The following is a 14,185-nucleotide window of genomic DNA, read 5'->3' on the forward strand; positions in this document are numbered from 1 at the left end:
CCATGTCACTCCCGCACGCGATCCTCACCGCCCTGCTCGAAAGACCGTCGTCGGGGCTTGAGCTGACCCGCAGGTTCGACAGGTCGATCGGCTACTTCTGGTCGGCCACGCACCAGCAGATCTATCGCGAGCTCGGAAAACTGGAGGCCGAGGGCTACATCCGCACGTTGCCGGCCGAGCAGCCGGCCCGCGGGCAGAAGAAGAGCTACGAGGTCCTGCCCGCGGGCCGCGCCGAACTGGCCCGCTGGACCGCCGCCGCCCAGGACCCCAGGCCGCAGCGGGACGTGCTCCTGCTGCGGCTGCGCGCCGCCGCGGTCGTCGGCACCGACGGCCTCGAAGCCGACCTGCACCGCCATCTGGAGCTGCACCGGCGGCAGTTGGCCGAGTACCAGGAGATCCAGCGCCGCGACTTCCCACCGGGCAAGGACGCCCCCGAGGACCGGCTGCGGCACCTGGTACTGCGGGCCGGCATCGACCTGGAGACCTTCTGGACCCAGTGGCTCACCCACGCCCTGGACGAACTCGGCGAACTTCCCGGCCCTAGATGATCAATTCCAAGGGATCGGCTGCGCTCATGGGACGAGGGCGTCCAACGTCAGTGTGTGAAGACAGAGTTGGACACCCTTGCGATCGCACTCTGTGTGAAGACCGACGACCTGCTGAAGGAGTCTCCGAGTCTCGCGCCATGGCGGCCGACTGTGGGGATCGCCCCGCAGCTCACCGACGCCGAGCTGGTCACGCTGGCGATGATGCAGGCCATGCTCGGCTTCACCTCCGAGGCCAGATGGCTCCGCCACGCACGCTCCCACCTGCGATATCTTTTCCCATACCTGCCCAAGCAGCCCGGCTACAACAAGCGGCTGCGCAAGGCCGCCGAACTGCTGCGCCGGGTCACCCGGCTCCTGGCCACGGACACCTCGGTGTGGAGCGACGACGTGTGGATCGTGGACTCCACGCCGGTGGAATGCGGTCGTTCACGCGAGACCGTCAAGCGTTCTGACCTGGCCGGATGGGCCGAGTACGGGTACTGCGCCAGTCACAGCCGATTCTTCTGGAGCTTGCGGCTGCACCTGGTGTGCACCCTCCAGGGCTTGCCCGTCGCGTTCGCCCTGACCGGGGCCAAGGCCGACGAGCGCGAGACTCTGCTGGACCTCCTCTCCGCCGAACCGGGCCTCGTCGCCGCGCGTCCTGTCCAGACGCTGATCGGCGACAAGAACTACTTCGGCCGAGGCTTCGAAGAAGAGCTCTACGAACGGGACATTCGGCTGCTGCGGCCGGCCCGCAAGGGCGAGCCGGAACGGCCCGGAGCTTCGCTGTTCAAACCGTTGCGCCAGGTCATCGAGTCGGTCAACGAGACCTTCGAGGGCCAACTCGATCTCGAACAGCACCGAGGGCGCACGCCCGGCGGTGTCGTCGCCCGCGTCATGGAGCGCATCCTCGCGCTGGCCGCAGCGATCTGGCACAACGACCACACTGGACAGCCTGTCTTGCGTTCACTGACCGCCTATGACCACTGACCCCCTGGGGCCGATCATCCTGGCTGTTTTGTTTGGATCTCCGGGTGAACGAACGAGAGACGGCCGTGAGGCGCCAGTTCTATGGCTGGTGTGCGGCTTCGGGACGCGTCGGTGCGGATGGCGGCTGTGCCAGGGTGGCGGTGTAGCGCCAGAACGGTCGGACAAGCAGTGTGCCGGCGATGACGACGATCATGCAGAGCAGCGAACTGCCTGTCCACGCGACACCGAGACCGGTGGCGGAGGCCATGGCGCCAGCACGTAGGTCTCCGAGGCGCGGACCGCCGGCGACGACGACGGTGAAGACGCCTTGCAGACGGCCACGCATGGCGTCAGGTGCGTAGGTTTGCAGAATCGTCTCGCGGTAGACCGCGCTGACAAGGTCCGCAGCTCCGGCAGCGGCCAACAGGGCCGCGGCCGCGAGGAGGTGGTGGACGGTGCCCGCGAGGGCGATGGCCGCCGCCCAGGCGGTGACGGCGATCGCCAGCGCCCGGCCTTGGCGGCGCACGCGTCCGATCCATCCGCTGAACAGCCCCGCTACGACCGACCCGATGGCGATCGCCGAGTACAACAGTCCCACTCCTCCGCCGAAGCGCACCTGTGTCGCTTCCGGGAACAGGGCGGTCGGCATGGCCAACGTCATCGCCGCGATGTCGACCGCGAAGGACATCCACAGCACGGGGGCGGCAGCGATGAACCGCAGCCCGTCGACGACCGAGCGCAGCCCACCGGTCCGGACCCCCGAGCCGGTGGGCAGGATCGGGGGCAGGTTGACGGCCGAGTACAGCAGCACGGAGAACAGCACGGCGTCGGCGCCGTAGGCCCAGCAGTAGCCGTTCGGCAGCGAGATCAGGAGGCCCGCCACAAGGGGCCCGGCGACCTGCCCGACATTGCCGGCGGTGAAGTAGAGCGTGTTCGCGGCGGCTACCAACGGGGTGGGAACGATACGGGGAATGATCGCGCCCCGGGCGGCGGACGACACGGCGAAGGCGCCGGCCTGGACAGCGACGAGGGCGAGGATGAGGGGCACCGAGCGCAGATCGGCGAGCGCCTGGAACAGCAGGGCGAGTGTGATCGCCCAGGTGAGGCAGGCCGATGCCAGGTAGAGCGTACGGCGGTCGAACCGGTCGGCGATGGCGCCGCCGTACAGGCCGAAGACCACGAGCGGTACGAGGCCGGCCAGCCCCGTCAGCCCCACGAACAGCGACGACCGCGTCAGCGCGTACACCTGTACCGGGATAGTGACGCTGGTGACCATGGTCCCGATGTATGCCGCGCCCTGCCCGATCAGCAGGCGACGGAAGACAGGGTGCGCCAGCGGGCGGGTGTCGAGGGCGATACCGCGCAGACTGGAGGCCAGCCGGGCCTTCAGTGCGGGCGGGGCCGTGGGAGGAAGATCGCGCGGAGTGCGGGATGTCGTGGGCATGGTCACCACGCTGGCAGGACCGCGCGGTTTACCGCTTCCGTTATTCTGCCGTCATATGTCGGAAAACAGCCAGACGGAAGAGGCGGCGGAGCCCAGGGACACCACGCATGCCCACCTCGCGGGTGAGGTCATCGGCCGCCACCAGCATGGCTATCACCAGCTTCTCTACGTCAGCGCCGGTGTGCTGGCGGTACAGACGGGCGAGGCATCCTGGGTGGCGTCCAGGGCGCGCGCCGTGTGGATTCCGGCGGGCATCTGGCATCAGCACCGGGTGCACGGGCACAGTTCCGTGCACACGCTCGGCTTCCCCGCCCACGACGTCCTGCTGAGGTCCCGGGCGCCGGTCGTTGTGGCCGTGGACACCCTGGTGCGCGAACTGATCATCGCGTGCAGTGAACCGTCCCTCCCGCAGCAGGAGGCACGCCACCTGCGCGCCGTCCTGCGGGACCGGCTGCGGCGAGCCCTCGTGGAGCCATTGACGCTGCCCACCCCCGACAACTCCCTGCTGCGGCAGGCGTGCGCGCTGGTGACCGGCGATCTGCGGCAGCCGCGGACTGCCGCCTGGCTCGCACGGAGCATCGGCGTGAGCGAGCGCACCCTGGCCCGGCTGTTCAGGAGCGAGTTCGGCATGACCTATCCGCAATGGAGGACCAACGTCCGGGTGTTTCACGCCATGGTGCTGCTGGCGGAAGGAGTAAGCGTCAGTGAAACGGGACGCCAGTGCGGATGGGCCACGACCAGTGCGTTCATCGACACGTTCAGCCGCACCATGGGCCAGACACCGGGAACCTATCGCATCGCACCCGGTGGGTGAATTCCCGAGCCAGGCTTCGTGAGTCAAACGCCAGCTCGACCTCGAACAGCACCGAGGGCGCACGCCCGGCGGTGTCATCGCCCGCGTCATGCAGCGAATCCTCGCAGTAACCGCCGCGATCTGGCACAACGATCACACCGGACAGCCCGTCCTGCGCTCACTGACCGCCTGTGACCACTGACCCCTTGGAATCGATCGTCTAGAGCCGGTACGGCTTCGAGCGCTTGCGCAGGTACCAGCCCGTGGCGATGACGCCCGAGCCGACCAGCGCCGCGCCGACGCCCAGCGTGAGCGGACCGTAGTCGCGGGCGGCACCGCCCAGGCCGCCCATCACGCCCCGGGAGGGCGCGGCCGACCTGGTGGTGGAGGAGGTGGTCGGCGCCGCGTTGGTTCCGGACACGATCACCGTCTGGGTGCCCGCCGTACCGCCGTTGGAGCAGACGACGACCACCGTGTAGGTGCCCGCCGACACCCCCGACCAGGCCGCCGACTGGCTCACGGTGGTGCCCGCCAGGGCCACCTGCCGCCCCTGGGCGAAGGCGGTCTGACCGCTGTTGAGCAGCGAGGCGTTGCCCCAGCTGCCGTTGCTCTGGGTGCAGGCGCTGGTGACCACCGAGACCGTGGTGCCGATGGTGCTCACCGAGATGCCCGAGAGTGCGGCGGACGGGCCGGCGAACCAGGCCGGGAACGCGGCGGCGGTCGCCAGGGCGATACCGGAGCGGAGGAGAAGTCGTCTAGTGCGCATGGGCTGTCCTCCGGCGGCACGGTGGCGGAACGTCCCTTGCGCCGCCGAGGGTCGGGAATCGCCCGTGCTGCCTCGGGTTCAGCGAAAGGGGCCCCGGCGTGTCCCGCACCCGGAGGGCGGCCGGGCAGGTGACTTCTTCCCCGTCCGGCCCAGGCCCGGATGCGCGTCAGGTCCCCGTGGTCACGGTCCGATCCGCCGACCAGCCGCCCCAGGTACCGTCCGGCAGCCGCGCCCGGAGTCGCACATGGTGTACGACCCCATGGTCGCGGCCCACATAGAAGCTATAGGTCGAGCGGCCCTTCGGCGGGGTGCCTCCCCACACCAGGGAGGTGGTCGTCCCGCTGTCGAGCCGGATCCGGTACTCCGTGACCACACCGTCCACCGGCGGCGGATCCCATGCCAGATCCAGGTAGCAGGCCCCGCTCTCCTGGTGGGTCCGCGCGGTGAACGCGGTCGGCGCGGTGTCCCGGCCGTCGCCGCTGCCCGGCGTGGTGAGCCGCACCGCGTGGCTCGCGGGCGAGAGATTGTCGGCCGCGTCCCTGGCCCGGACGGTGAAGACATAGCGGGTGCCCGGCCGCAGTCCCGTGACCACGGTCGCGGTCTGGTTCCCGCCCACACTGTGGATCTTGGCCCCGCCCTGCCAGATGTCGTACGACACCACGGCCCGGTCGTCCGTCGAGGCGCCCCAGGACAGCTGCACCGCACGGCTGCCCACGGCCCGCCCGGCCGGCCGTGCCGGACGGGTCGGCGCCGAGCGGTCCGCCGTCACCATCGCCGGTGTGGTCGCCCGCACCGCACGGCTGCGCGGCCCGAGGCTGCCGTCCCCGCCGCGGGCCCGCACGGTGAACGCGTACACCGTGCCCGGCCTGAGCCTGGTGACGTCCACCATGTGCTCGGACCCAGGCACTTCCCCGACCTTCGTGGTGCCGCGATACACCTCGTAGCCATGGATCGCGGCACCGTCCGGCAGCGCGTTCCACATGACGTGCACGCTGGTGGCGCTCCCGGCCGCCGCGGTGACCCCTGTCGGGGCACCGGGCAGCCGGCCGCTGTCGCCGTCGGCGGCCCCGCCCCAGCCACAGGAGGTCACCAACAGCGGGACGCAGACCACGACGGCGACTCGGCGCACGGTTCCGCCTTCCCGGGACGGCAGCACGGCATTGGTCCGGACCAACCGGACCAATATGGCCTGCCCGGGATACGGACATCAAGAGGGCCGTATGGGAGACGACCGGGGAGAGTTACGTATGCTGAGCGTCCTGCGGTCGAACTTCCCTGGAGAACAGGGGAGTTCGTGCCCTTGGCGCGGAACGCTGTCGTCGCTGATCCCGCGCCGGCACGGGCGGCCGGGGCGGTCTGGGCCGACACCGGCTCAACGCCCCGGCCCTCGGCGGCCGCTCACGAAGTGTCAGTTTCGTTGCTCCGAACGGCCCTGTACGGTCCCCATGTGCTGGCCCGGCCGCCGCAGTCGCACCACATTGTTCCGGGTGACTCCATGTCCCCCACGAAAAGGGTCCCTCATCGTGCGTGTCCAGTCGCTGACGCTGGCCGCGGCCGGCGCCGCCCTGCTCGCCCCGGCCACCCTGCCCGTCCCCGCCGTCTCGTACGCGGCCTCCGGTGACCGGCACCGGATCACCGCCGACGACCTGCTGGCCCGGGTGCAGGACTGCGATCAGGTCTCCAAGGGCCGCTACCGCTCCGACGCCGGTACCGCCGCCACCGTCCCCGTGTGCGGCACCCCGCAGGCCGTCTTCTGGAAGGCCGACCTCGACATCGACTGCGACGGTCAGGTGACCGCCCACTGCAACCACGGCGCCGACCCGTCGTTCTCCGCCGCCACCGCCTTCCAGCAGTCCAACGGCCGCCAGCTCAACGCCGAGCGGCTGCCCTACGTCGTCGTCCCCGGCCCCAGTGGCCGCTGGAACCACCGGGCGTCCGGCGTCCGGGGCGGCGCGGTCGCCGCGGTGATCTACAAGGACCGCGTGCAGTACGCCGTCGTCGGCGACACCGGACCACGCGACATCATCGGCGAGGCCTCGTACGCCACCGCGAAGGCGCTGGGCGTGAACCCCGACCCGCGGGTGGGCGGAATCCCCACCGGCGTCACGTACATCGTCTTCAAGGACTCGGCGATCAAGCCCATCGAGGACCAGGCGGCGGCCGAGGCGGAGGGGGAGCGGCTGGCGGCACTCTTCACCGGGATCGACTGACCGGCCGCGTTCCGCGGCCTGTGGAGCCCGGGAGGCGACCCGGGCGGCCAAGTCGTCCGTCCGCCGCGGACGGCCTGTCCGGGACCGGCCCGGGGAGATCCCTCTCCGGGCGCCGCCCCCTTCCCGGCCGCGACCGCCCCCTTCCCGGCCGCGGCCGGCCGCTCGCACGCTCCGCTCGACGGCCGGGCGAGGTGGCGGATTCGCCCGGCCGATGCGAGAGCCCCCGTGTCCCGGAGTCCGGGAACCGCAGGGAAACCCGGGACACCAGACCCTCGTCGGGAGCGCCGACGAATCCCCCCGGCCGCGCTCGGGAGTCGAGCGGCACGGCGGAGGCGCGATGCACGCGCACCGCACCGCGCCGTCCTGGGGCGAGCCGGCTCAGACGGCCGCCCAGCCGTTGTCCACGGGCAGGATCGCGCCGTTGATGTTGCTCGCCGCGTCCGAGGCCAGGAAGACGATCACCGCCGCCTGCTCCTCCGGCTCGGAGACCTGGCCCACGTTGCCGAAGTACGGGCCCAGCGCGGCCGGCCCGTGCGCACCGTCCGCCAGGTCGATCTGGATCCCGGTCCGGGTACCACCAGGGGCGATCGCGTTGGCCCGGATGCCCTGGTTGCGGTACATCACCGCCAGCGACTTCGTCAGGCCGACGACGCCGTGCTTGGAGGCCGTGTAGGCCGCGCCCGCCGCGCTGCCGCGCAGGCCTGCCTCGGAGGCGGTGTTGACGATCGCACCCCGGCCGGCCGTCAGCATGTGCGGCAGCACCGCGCGGGTGAGCAGGAAGGGCGCGGTGAGGTTGACCCGTATCACCCGGTCCCACTCCGCGTCGCTCACCTCGCCCAGCGCCGACATCCGGTCCATGATCCCGGCGTTGTTCACCAGGACGTCCACCCCGCCGAACCGCTCCACGGCGGTCGCGGCCACCTGGTCGACCACGGACTGCTCGCCGAGGTCACCGGTGACCGCCACGGCCGTACCGTCCGCCTTCTCGATCTCCTGGACCGTCGCCGCCGCGCTCTCGGCGTTGAGGTCGGCGACCACGACCCGGGCACCCTCCTGGGCGAAGGCCAGGGCCGCGGCCCGCCCGATCCCCGATCCCGCGCCGGTGACGATGACGACGCGTCCTTCGAGTCCGCTGGCCATGTGGTGCTCCCATCAGGTGGTTCGAGGGCGCCCGCGCCCGTGACGGACACACCATACGACTTAATGTCTCTTAGTGACATGAAGTCGTGATGGGAATTATCCGCAGCGCGACTCCTCGGGGAGAATTCCGATCACCAGTCGCCGGAACCGGAGGAGCAGATGACCGCAGCAGCGGGACGCACGGGACGCCCGCCCCTGACCGAGGAGCGCAAGGCCGAGACCAGACTGGAGATCGCCCGCGTCGCGGTGGCCCTGTTCGTCGCCCAGGGGGTGGCCGCCACCACGGGCGAGCAGATCGGCCGGGCGGTCGGGATCTCGGCACGCACGGTGTGGCGCTACTTCCCGAGCAAGGAAGCCTGCGTACGGCCGCTGTTCGCGGCCGGCATCGAAGCCGTCGCCGACGGCCTGCGCTCATGGCGCCCCGGCCGCTCCCTGGGGGACGCGCTCGGGAGCGCCGTACTGGACAGCAGCCTGGTGCACAGCCCGGACCAGGCCACCATGAGCGCCCTGATCCGGCTGACCCGCAGCGAACCGGGCCTGCGCGCGGAGTGGCTGCAGTCCTACGACGAGGCCGAGCCGGTGTTCGCCCGCGCCCTCGCCGAACGCGCCGGGCTGCCCGCCGACGATCTGCGGCCCGCCATCCAGGCGGCCGCGCTCAACGGAGCCCTGCGCGCGGCCGCCGAGTACCACGTCTGGCGGGTCGCCGACGAGACGGCGGACGCCGCCACGGCGGAGGCCGAGTTCCGGGCGACCCTGCGCTCGGCCCTCGCGGTCGTGGCGGCCGGACTGTCCTAGTGCCCCAACAGGCGACGTTCGCCCCGTCGGGCAAACGCTGCCTGCCGGGGCACTGGCCGGTGCTCAGACCTTGCGGTAGGTGTACGCGTCGGCGGCCGCCGCCTGCACCGCGTCGAGGTCGGCCCCGGTCGCCGCCGTGACCACCGCGGCGACCGCGCCCTCGACGAACGGGGCGTCGATCAGGCGGCTGCCGGCCGGGAGTTCGTCGCCCTCGGCGAGCAGCGCCTTCACGGTGAGGACCGCGCTGCCCAGGTCGGTGAGGACGGCGACGCCCGCGCCCCGGTCCACGGCCGCGGCAGCGGCGGCGATCAGTTCGGCGCTGGTGCCGAGCCCACCGCCCTCGGTGCCGCCCGCCGGGGCGACCGGCACCGCCGTCGCACCGCCCGCCAGCCCCTTGGCCAGCTCCGCGACGGCCGCCGCGACCTGCGCGCTGTGCGACACCAGCACGATCCCGACCAGCTTGTCGTCACTCACCGGCCGCCTCCGCGAGTCCCGCGACCAGCAGCGCCGACGAGGTGGCGCCCGGGTCCTGGTGGCCGATGCTGCGCTCGCCCAGATAGCTCGCCCGGCCCTTGCGGGCCTGCAACGGGATCGTGGCCTCGGCGCCCTGCTCGGCGGCGGCCCGTGCCGCACCGAAGCCCTCGCCGAGCGCGTCGACGGCCGGCACCAGCGCGTCGATCATCGTCTTGTCCCCGGGTGCGGCCCCGCCCAGCGCCATGACCTTGTCCACCCCCGCCCGCAGCGCCTCGGCGAACTGCGCCTCACTCACCTCGGCCGCGTCGCCCAGCGCCTTTCCGGTGCTGCGCAGCAGTGTGCCGTACAGCGGCCCGGAGGCGCCGCCGACCGTGGATATCAGCTGACGCCCGGCGAGCGTCAGCACGGCACCCGGGGTGGCGGGCGCGTCCTTCTCCAGCACGGCCACCACCGCCTTGAACCCGCGCTGGAGGTTGCTGCCGTGGTCGGCGTCCCCGATGGGGGAGTCGAGGGCGGTGAGCCGCTCCGCCTCGCGGTCGACGGATGCGGCGGTCGCCGCCATCCAGCGGCGGAAGAAGTCGGCGTCGAGCACTGGATCTCCTTGCGTTGCGGTACGGACGCGGGTCGGTGTCGGCTCTCTCGCTCACATCCCCCAGCGCAGGGCCGGTGTCCTCACCGGCGCGTCCCACAGCCGCAGCAACTCCTCGTCGACCTGGCAGAGCGTGACCGAGGCGCCGGCCATGTCCAGGGAGGTGACGTAGTTGCCGACCAGCGTGCGGGCCACGGTGACACCGCGCTCGGCGAGCACCCGCCGGACCTCGGCGTTGAAGCCGTACAGTTCGAGAAGCGGGGTCGCGCCCATGCCGTTGACCAGGACGAGGACCGGGTTGCGCGGGGGCAGGTCCTCCAGGACGGCGTTGACCGCGAAGTCGGCGATCTCGCCGGAGGTCATCATGGGCCGCCGCTCCCGGCCCGGTTCGCCGTGGATGCCGATGCCCAACTCCAGTTCGCCGGGCGGCAGATCGAAGGTCGGGGTGCCCTTGGCCGGGGTGGTGACGGCGCTCAGCGCGACACCGAAGCTACGGGAGTTCTCGTTCACCTGGCGCGCGACCGCCTCCACCCGCTCCAACGGCTGGCCCTCGGCGGCGGCCGCGCCGGCGATCTTCTCGACGAACAGGGTGGCGCCGGTGCCACGCCGGCCCGCGGTGTAGAGACTGTCGGTGACGGCGACGTCGTCGTTGACGAGCACCTTCGCGACCTGGATGCCCTCGTCCTCGGCGAGTTCGGCGGCCATGTCGAAGTTGAGCACGTCGCCGGTGTAGTTCTTCACGATGAACAGCACGCCGGCCCCGCTGTCCACGGCGGCGGCGGCCCGTGCCATCTGGTCCGGGACCGGGGAAGTGAACACCTCGCCCGGACAGGCGGCCGTCAGCATTCCGGGACCCACGAATCCGCCGTGCAGCGGCTCGTGCCCGGAACCGCCGCCCGAGACCAGCGCGACCTGCCCGGCGACGGGGGCGTCCCGCCGTACGATCACCCGGTTCGCCACGTCCACGGTGAGGTCGGGATGAGCTGCTGCCATACCCCGCAGCGCGTCCGCCACCACGGTCTCCGGAACGTTGATCAGCATCTTCATACGGTCCTCCAAGTAACGTTACCAGACTAGTCTCTGACCTGCTTCTTTGCAGATCAGGGCAGGTTTCGCCGGTTCTTGATCCTGGCGCCCCGTGGCGGTCCGGAGCGGGTTGCAGCGAGGCTGATGCTGACTCAATGCCGACTTTGGTGACTGTTCGTCAGCTGTACGTGGGGGCCGTGACCGTGAGCGGCGTAGTTCTCCTGAGCGCAGTATCGACCTTGCGCGCGCGAAGGTCACCTGGGCGGGCCAGGGAAGCGCACGTGCGGGGCTTGGGGTGTTTGCTCGTTCGCCGGTCATGCCGGGGAACGGCGCAAGCGACGCCCGCCGGCAGGTTCTTCGTCTGCTGGTGGTACACACGACGTGCATGGCTCTGACCAGTGCGAATGCGGGCCTTGAAGCAGGGGTGCTGGGCTCTGGCCCGTATACGGTCCGGATCTTGGTCGTGAACTGGGCGAGGCGGGAGTCGGAGAGGGGCTCGCTCAGGGCGGGGCGTGATACGCGAAGCCGGGAGGACGAAGAGATCTTCTTGAAGCCGCCTACCTGGTGGAACTGACCTGCGGCGATGCTGCTGGGACCCTCTCTGGCCCACGGTGAGTCCGATGATCACAGGCGGTTGCTGCCGAGGGTTGCGACGAAATCCTTCCAGGGCGCGGCGATGATGGAGTTGGCGGGCACGGTCGACGAGGTTCTGCTCGGGCTCGGTGACGGCGTGAACCGGGTTGAGCGCACGAGTTACCGGGCCCATCAGCGGCTGCGGAACTTCGCCTGCCTGTGCCCGCCGCAGCGCACCCAGCTGCTGGTCTACCTGAAGGCCGACCCGAAGGACGTCGACCTCGTTCCGGGCTTCACCCGGGACGTGTCCGGGCTCGGTCACCGTGGGACGGGCGATCTGGAGGTGCAGATCCGTACGCCGAGAGGCCTGGAACGAGCGCAGGATCTGTTCTGGGCGAGCTATGCGGCGGCGTGATCGGATGCCGCCGCCCGTCTCGTGGCGGGCTGCGCTTCGTGCTGTGTCTGCGGTCGTGCGCGGGGCCTTTCGACGGTCGGGCAGGGGGTGGCGGTGGACTGTCCATGGTCCGCGGGATCGCCGGTTCGGCCAACCGGCGATCCCGCGCCATGTTGCCCCGCTCCTGTGGGCCGATGATCAGCGTGAACGGCTGACGGGCCGGCCGGCCGTGACCGCCGGAGCTGCCGGCGTACTGGCGGCGAGGCGGGTCTTGTGCTCGCGGCCCGGCTGGGCCTGGCGCGTGCCGGTCTCGTGGGCGAGGGATTCGGAGAGGTCGGTCGGCAGCCAACGCGGGGTGTGCGGGGACGCGGTGATGGCCCAGGTGGGCCGGTCCGGACCGGGTCCGGCCCAGACGGGCCAGGTGGCCAGGTGGCCAGGTCCTGATTCGGGTGCTGTGCGGTGAAAACGTCGAACTGGACGCAGGCGTCCTCGTCGGGGGACGTCCGGCGGAACCATCGCCCGTCCGCGGTGTGCTTCCATCCGGCGTCGGAGAGCGGCTGGGTGGCTGTGGTGACCTTCTTCTCGTCAACCGGGGCGCCGATGGCGGTGCCCCAACCGGACGCGTTCGATGCGCAGGATCTGCGAATCGTGGATGGCGTGGGTCGTGTCATCCGACCGGGTCCGTTCCCTGTCAAGTTCTGCGTGTTGCAATCCGGGCTGGGGCCACCGGTGTTGACGGCAGGGGGTGTGAGGGAGTTTTGGCGCCAGCGTCGACTCTGCTACTCAATTCGGCCGTTCAGCAGAATCCGGCTGGGGAGACCGTTCGGAATTGCGCAGCAGAGTCACCGCGTACAGCAAAACATCGATGCGGACAGGGACGCCAGGAAGAAGAACCGGAAGGAATACCGGAAGTTTTACCGGAACAAACCAAGAGCGCGGGCCCCAAGCTCCTGGTTACGCGCCACCGGTCGCGATCAGACTGCGGGATCCTTGCGCATATTTCGGTCGGAACGCGCAAATCAAAGGGTGACCACGGCTGTAGGACCGAAGTTGACGCCAGGAATCGGCGCAGGGTAAGACTCCTGACGATTCGAGGGATTGACGTTGAGGGGCAGTTATGTGGTTGCTATTCGTGCTATTGCCGCTAGCCGGCCTGCTGGCCGTCGATATCGGCGCCTTCTTGTGGTGGGCACGCCGGAGTCAGCTGCTGAACAGCGGCGTGCCCACGACCGGCGAGGTCGTGCGGATCAACATCACGGTGACCCATCACGTCGACACGGCCACGCGGTTGAGCTCCTCCTCCACCACGATTCGCCCGGTGGTGCGCTTCACCACGCAGACCGGTGAGCTGATCACCGCCTCACCGATGCGCAGCGCGGTCGACAAACTCCTGATCCCCGGCGATCCGGTCAAGATCCGCTACAGCGCGGGGAACCCGATGCGCTGCGTGGTGGACCAACGCGGCGCCAAGCAGGGCACCGTGCCCATGCTGGCGGGCCTGGTCTTCTTGAACATCTTCCTGGTCGGCTTCGCCTCCATGGGCGGGCGCATCGCCGGGGAGTTGCAGAGCGACGACCAGCCGCCCACACCACCGTCCATCGCCCAGGGGCTCGGCCAGGCGGCCGGTTCCGGGACCGGGAGCCGGACGACGTCCCCCACACCGCTCCCCGCCGCGACGGCCACCGGCGCGTGGTCCGCCGCCGACGGCGCCCTGACCGTGACCGTCGTCAAGGTCGTCAACGTCGGCGGGAACGTCAGTCTGACGGTCAGCGCGCACGACGGCGCCGCCGCATCGGTGACCCTGCCGATCTTTTCCAACTTCACCGCGACCGATGGTCAAGGCAACTCCTACACAGCACACCCGCTCGCACCGATCAGCGTGCCGGCCGGCGGCACCGTCTCCGACACGCTGACGCTGGATCAGGCCGTCCCGACATCGGCGCGGAGCCTGAAGGTCGCGTGGACTCATGTCTTCTCCCAAGATCTGGCATTGAACGGCTCGATCACCGTCACGGGAGTTCCGCTGCCACATCACTCAGGTTGAACGTACGTCCAGCAGTCCGAGGCACCGGGCGAGAGAGGAGGTCTGGTGCACCGGATGCCAGCTCGGCGCAGCCGGGCTGGGCACCGAGGATCTCACCTGTTCTGGTCCCGGGTGTGGATGGTCGGCGTCGTCACGGTTGCTCTGGTCCCGCTCACTCGCGTCGGTCACTCGGTACACGAGCGACCACGTCGTCTCGCAGCTGACAGGCGCGGCTCACAGTCCTACCCCGGGCCCACATGACAGTCGGCATCACCACCGACGGCCTTCGGCCGAATGGGCGACGGACGCCATCGGACCGAACCACAAGATCGACAACAGGCGGCTTTTCGGGCCTACCACGATCTCTCAGGAGGCCCTTGAGGTAGTCACGGGCTCCGGTCGGGGCGAGGCCGGGACGGCAATGCCCTTACAGCGACTCCGGGTTGGGACAGCGCTCCACGC

At 70.4% G+C, this 14,185-nt stretch carries 14 protein-coding genes and 2 pseudogenes; 8 read left to right on the forward strand and 8 right to left on the reverse strand.

What is annotated here, in order from left to right; all coding sequences use genetic code 11:
- The first annotated feature begins 2 nt into the window (after nt 1–2).
- Both IEZ11_RS17570 and IEZ11_RS17575 read left to right on the forward strand, forming a co-directional pair.
- Entirely contained in the window at nt 3–548 is a 546-nt protein-coding gene (locus tag IEZ11_RS17570; RefSeq protein ID WP_189263703.1) for a PadR family transcriptional regulator, read from the forward strand.
- A gap of 54 nt (nt 549–602) precedes the next feature.
- On the forward strand, nt 603–1,517 hold the full coding sequence (locus IEZ11_RS17575) for an IS982 family transposase (protein WP_189263704.1): 915 nt from the start codon (nt 603–605) through the stop codon (nt 1,515–1,517).
- A 79-nt stretch (nt 1,518–1,596) separates the two neighbouring features.
- Here IEZ11_RS17575 and IEZ11_RS17580 read toward each other — a convergent pair whose 3' ends face one another.
- A complete protein-coding gene (locus tag IEZ11_RS17580; RefSeq protein WP_189263705.1) occupies nt 1,597–2,940 on the reverse strand; it encodes an MFS transporter in 1,344 nt (447 codons plus the stop codon).
- Here IEZ11_RS17580 and IEZ11_RS17585 point away from each other — a divergent pair.
- Together IEZ11_RS17585 and IEZ11_RS52735 are read left to right on the forward strand one after the other, a co-directional pair.
- Nucleotides 2,939–3,754: a helix-turn-helix transcriptional regulator gene (locus IEZ11_RS17585; RefSeq protein ID WP_229713099.1), complete on the forward strand. Its 816-nt coding sequence runs from the start codon at nt 2,939–2,941 to the stop codon at nt 3,752–3,754. The genes IEZ11_RS17580 and IEZ11_RS17585 overlap by 2 nt on opposite strands.
- Before the next feature lie 25 nt (nt 3,755–3,779).
- Nucleotides 3,780–3,935, forward strand: a pseudogene (locus IEZ11_RS52735) (IS982 family transposase); the annotation flags it as partial.
- Nucleotides 3,936–3,953: 18 nt separating this feature from the next.
- Here the strand turns inward: IEZ11_RS52735 and IEZ11_RS17590 are convergent.
- Together IEZ11_RS17590 and IEZ11_RS17595 are read right to left on the reverse strand one after the other, a co-directional pair.
- Complete coding sequence (locus IEZ11_RS17590; RefSeq protein ID WP_189263706.1) at nt 3,954–4,499, reverse strand: hypothetical protein; 546 nt, start codon at nt 4,497–4,499, stop codon at nt 3,954–3,956.
- A gap of 166 nt (nt 4,500–4,665) precedes the next feature.
- Nucleotides 4,666–5,628 (reverse strand): fibronectin type III domain-containing protein, encoded by a 963-nt coding sequence (locus tag IEZ11_RS17595; protein ID WP_189263707.1) that lies wholly within the window; start codon nt 5,626–5,628, stop codon nt 4,666–4,668.
- A 394-nt stretch (nt 5,629–6,022) separates the two neighbouring features.
- Between IEZ11_RS17595 and IEZ11_RS17600 the strand changes: the two genes are divergently transcribed.
- Complete coding sequence (locus IEZ11_RS17600) at nt 6,023–6,709, forward strand: glycoside hydrolase family 75 protein (protein ID WP_189263708.1); 687 nt, start codon at nt 6,023–6,025, stop codon at nt 6,707–6,709.
- A 378-nt stretch (nt 6,710–7,087) separates the two neighbouring features.
- Here the strand turns inward: IEZ11_RS17600 and IEZ11_RS17605 are convergent, their stop codons facing one another.
- The gene (locus IEZ11_RS17605) at nt 7,088–7,849 is read right to left on the reverse strand and encodes an SDR family NAD(P)-dependent oxidoreductase (protein ID WP_189263709.1); all 762 of its coding nucleotides are present in this window, start codon (nt 7,847–7,849) and stop codon (nt 7,088–7,090) included.
- Between the two features lie 159 nt (nt 7,850–8,008).
- Here IEZ11_RS17605 and IEZ11_RS17610 point away from each other — a divergent pair, with 159 nt between their 5' ends.
- Complete coding sequence (locus tag IEZ11_RS17610) at nt 8,009–8,644, forward strand: TetR/AcrR family transcriptional regulator (protein ID WP_189263710.1); 636 nt, start codon at nt 8,009–8,011, stop codon at nt 8,642–8,644.
- A gap of 63 nt (nt 8,645–8,707) precedes the next feature.
- Here the strand turns inward: IEZ11_RS17610 and IEZ11_RS17615 are convergent, their stop codons facing one another.
- The 3 genes from IEZ11_RS17615 to dhaK are packed head-to-tail and all read right to left on the reverse strand — an operon-like array spanning nt 8,708 to nt 10,754.
- Nucleotides 8,708–9,118, reverse strand: coding sequence for a PTS-dependent dihydroxyacetone kinase phosphotransferase subunit DhaM (locus IEZ11_RS17615; RefSeq protein WP_189263711.1), 411 nt, complete (start codon nt 9,116–9,118; stop codon nt 8,708–8,710).
- Nucleotides 9,111–9,710 (reverse strand): dihydroxyacetone kinase subunit DhaL, encoded by a 600-nt coding sequence (dhaL, locus tag IEZ11_RS17620; protein ID WP_189263712.1) that lies wholly within the window; start codon nt 9,708–9,710, stop codon nt 9,111–9,113. Before dhaL ends, IEZ11_RS17615 begins: the two co-directional genes overlap by 8 nt.
- Before the next feature lie 51 nt (nt 9,711–9,761).
- A complete protein-coding gene (gene dhaK / locus IEZ11_RS17625) occupies nt 9,762–10,754 on the reverse strand; it encodes a dihydroxyacetone kinase subunit DhaK (RefSeq protein WP_189263713.1) in 993 nt (330 codons plus the stop codon).
- 640 nt (nt 10,755–11,394) lie between these two features.
- Here dhaK and IEZ11_RS17630 point away from each other — a divergent pair.
- Nucleotides 11,395–11,721 (forward strand): annotated as a pseudogene (locus IEZ11_RS17630) (DUF5655 domain-containing protein); the annotation flags it as partial.
- A gap of 177 nt (nt 11,722–11,898) precedes the next feature.
- Here IEZ11_RS17630 and IEZ11_RS50890 read toward each other — a convergent pair.
- The gene (locus IEZ11_RS50890) at nt 11,899–12,240 is read right to left on the reverse strand and encodes an SPDY domain-containing protein (protein ID WP_308426480.1); all 342 of its coding nucleotides are present in this window, start codon (nt 12,238–12,240) and stop codon (nt 11,899–11,901) included.
- 577 nt (nt 12,241–12,817) lie between these two features.
- On the opposite strand from IEZ11_RS50890, the gene IEZ11_RS17640 reads away from it, so the two are divergent.
- A complete protein-coding gene (locus IEZ11_RS17640; protein ID WP_189263714.1) occupies nt 12,818–13,744 on the forward strand; it encodes a DUF3592 domain-containing protein in 927 nt (308 codons plus the stop codon).
- Nucleotides 13,745–14,185 lie beyond the last annotated feature (441 nt).

The organism is Streptomyces fuscichromogenes (genome assembly GCF_014645815.1).
GTDB classification, from domain to species: domain Bacteria; phylum Actinomycetota; class Actinomycetes; order Streptomycetales; family Streptomycetaceae; genus Streptomyces; species Streptomyces fuscichromogenes.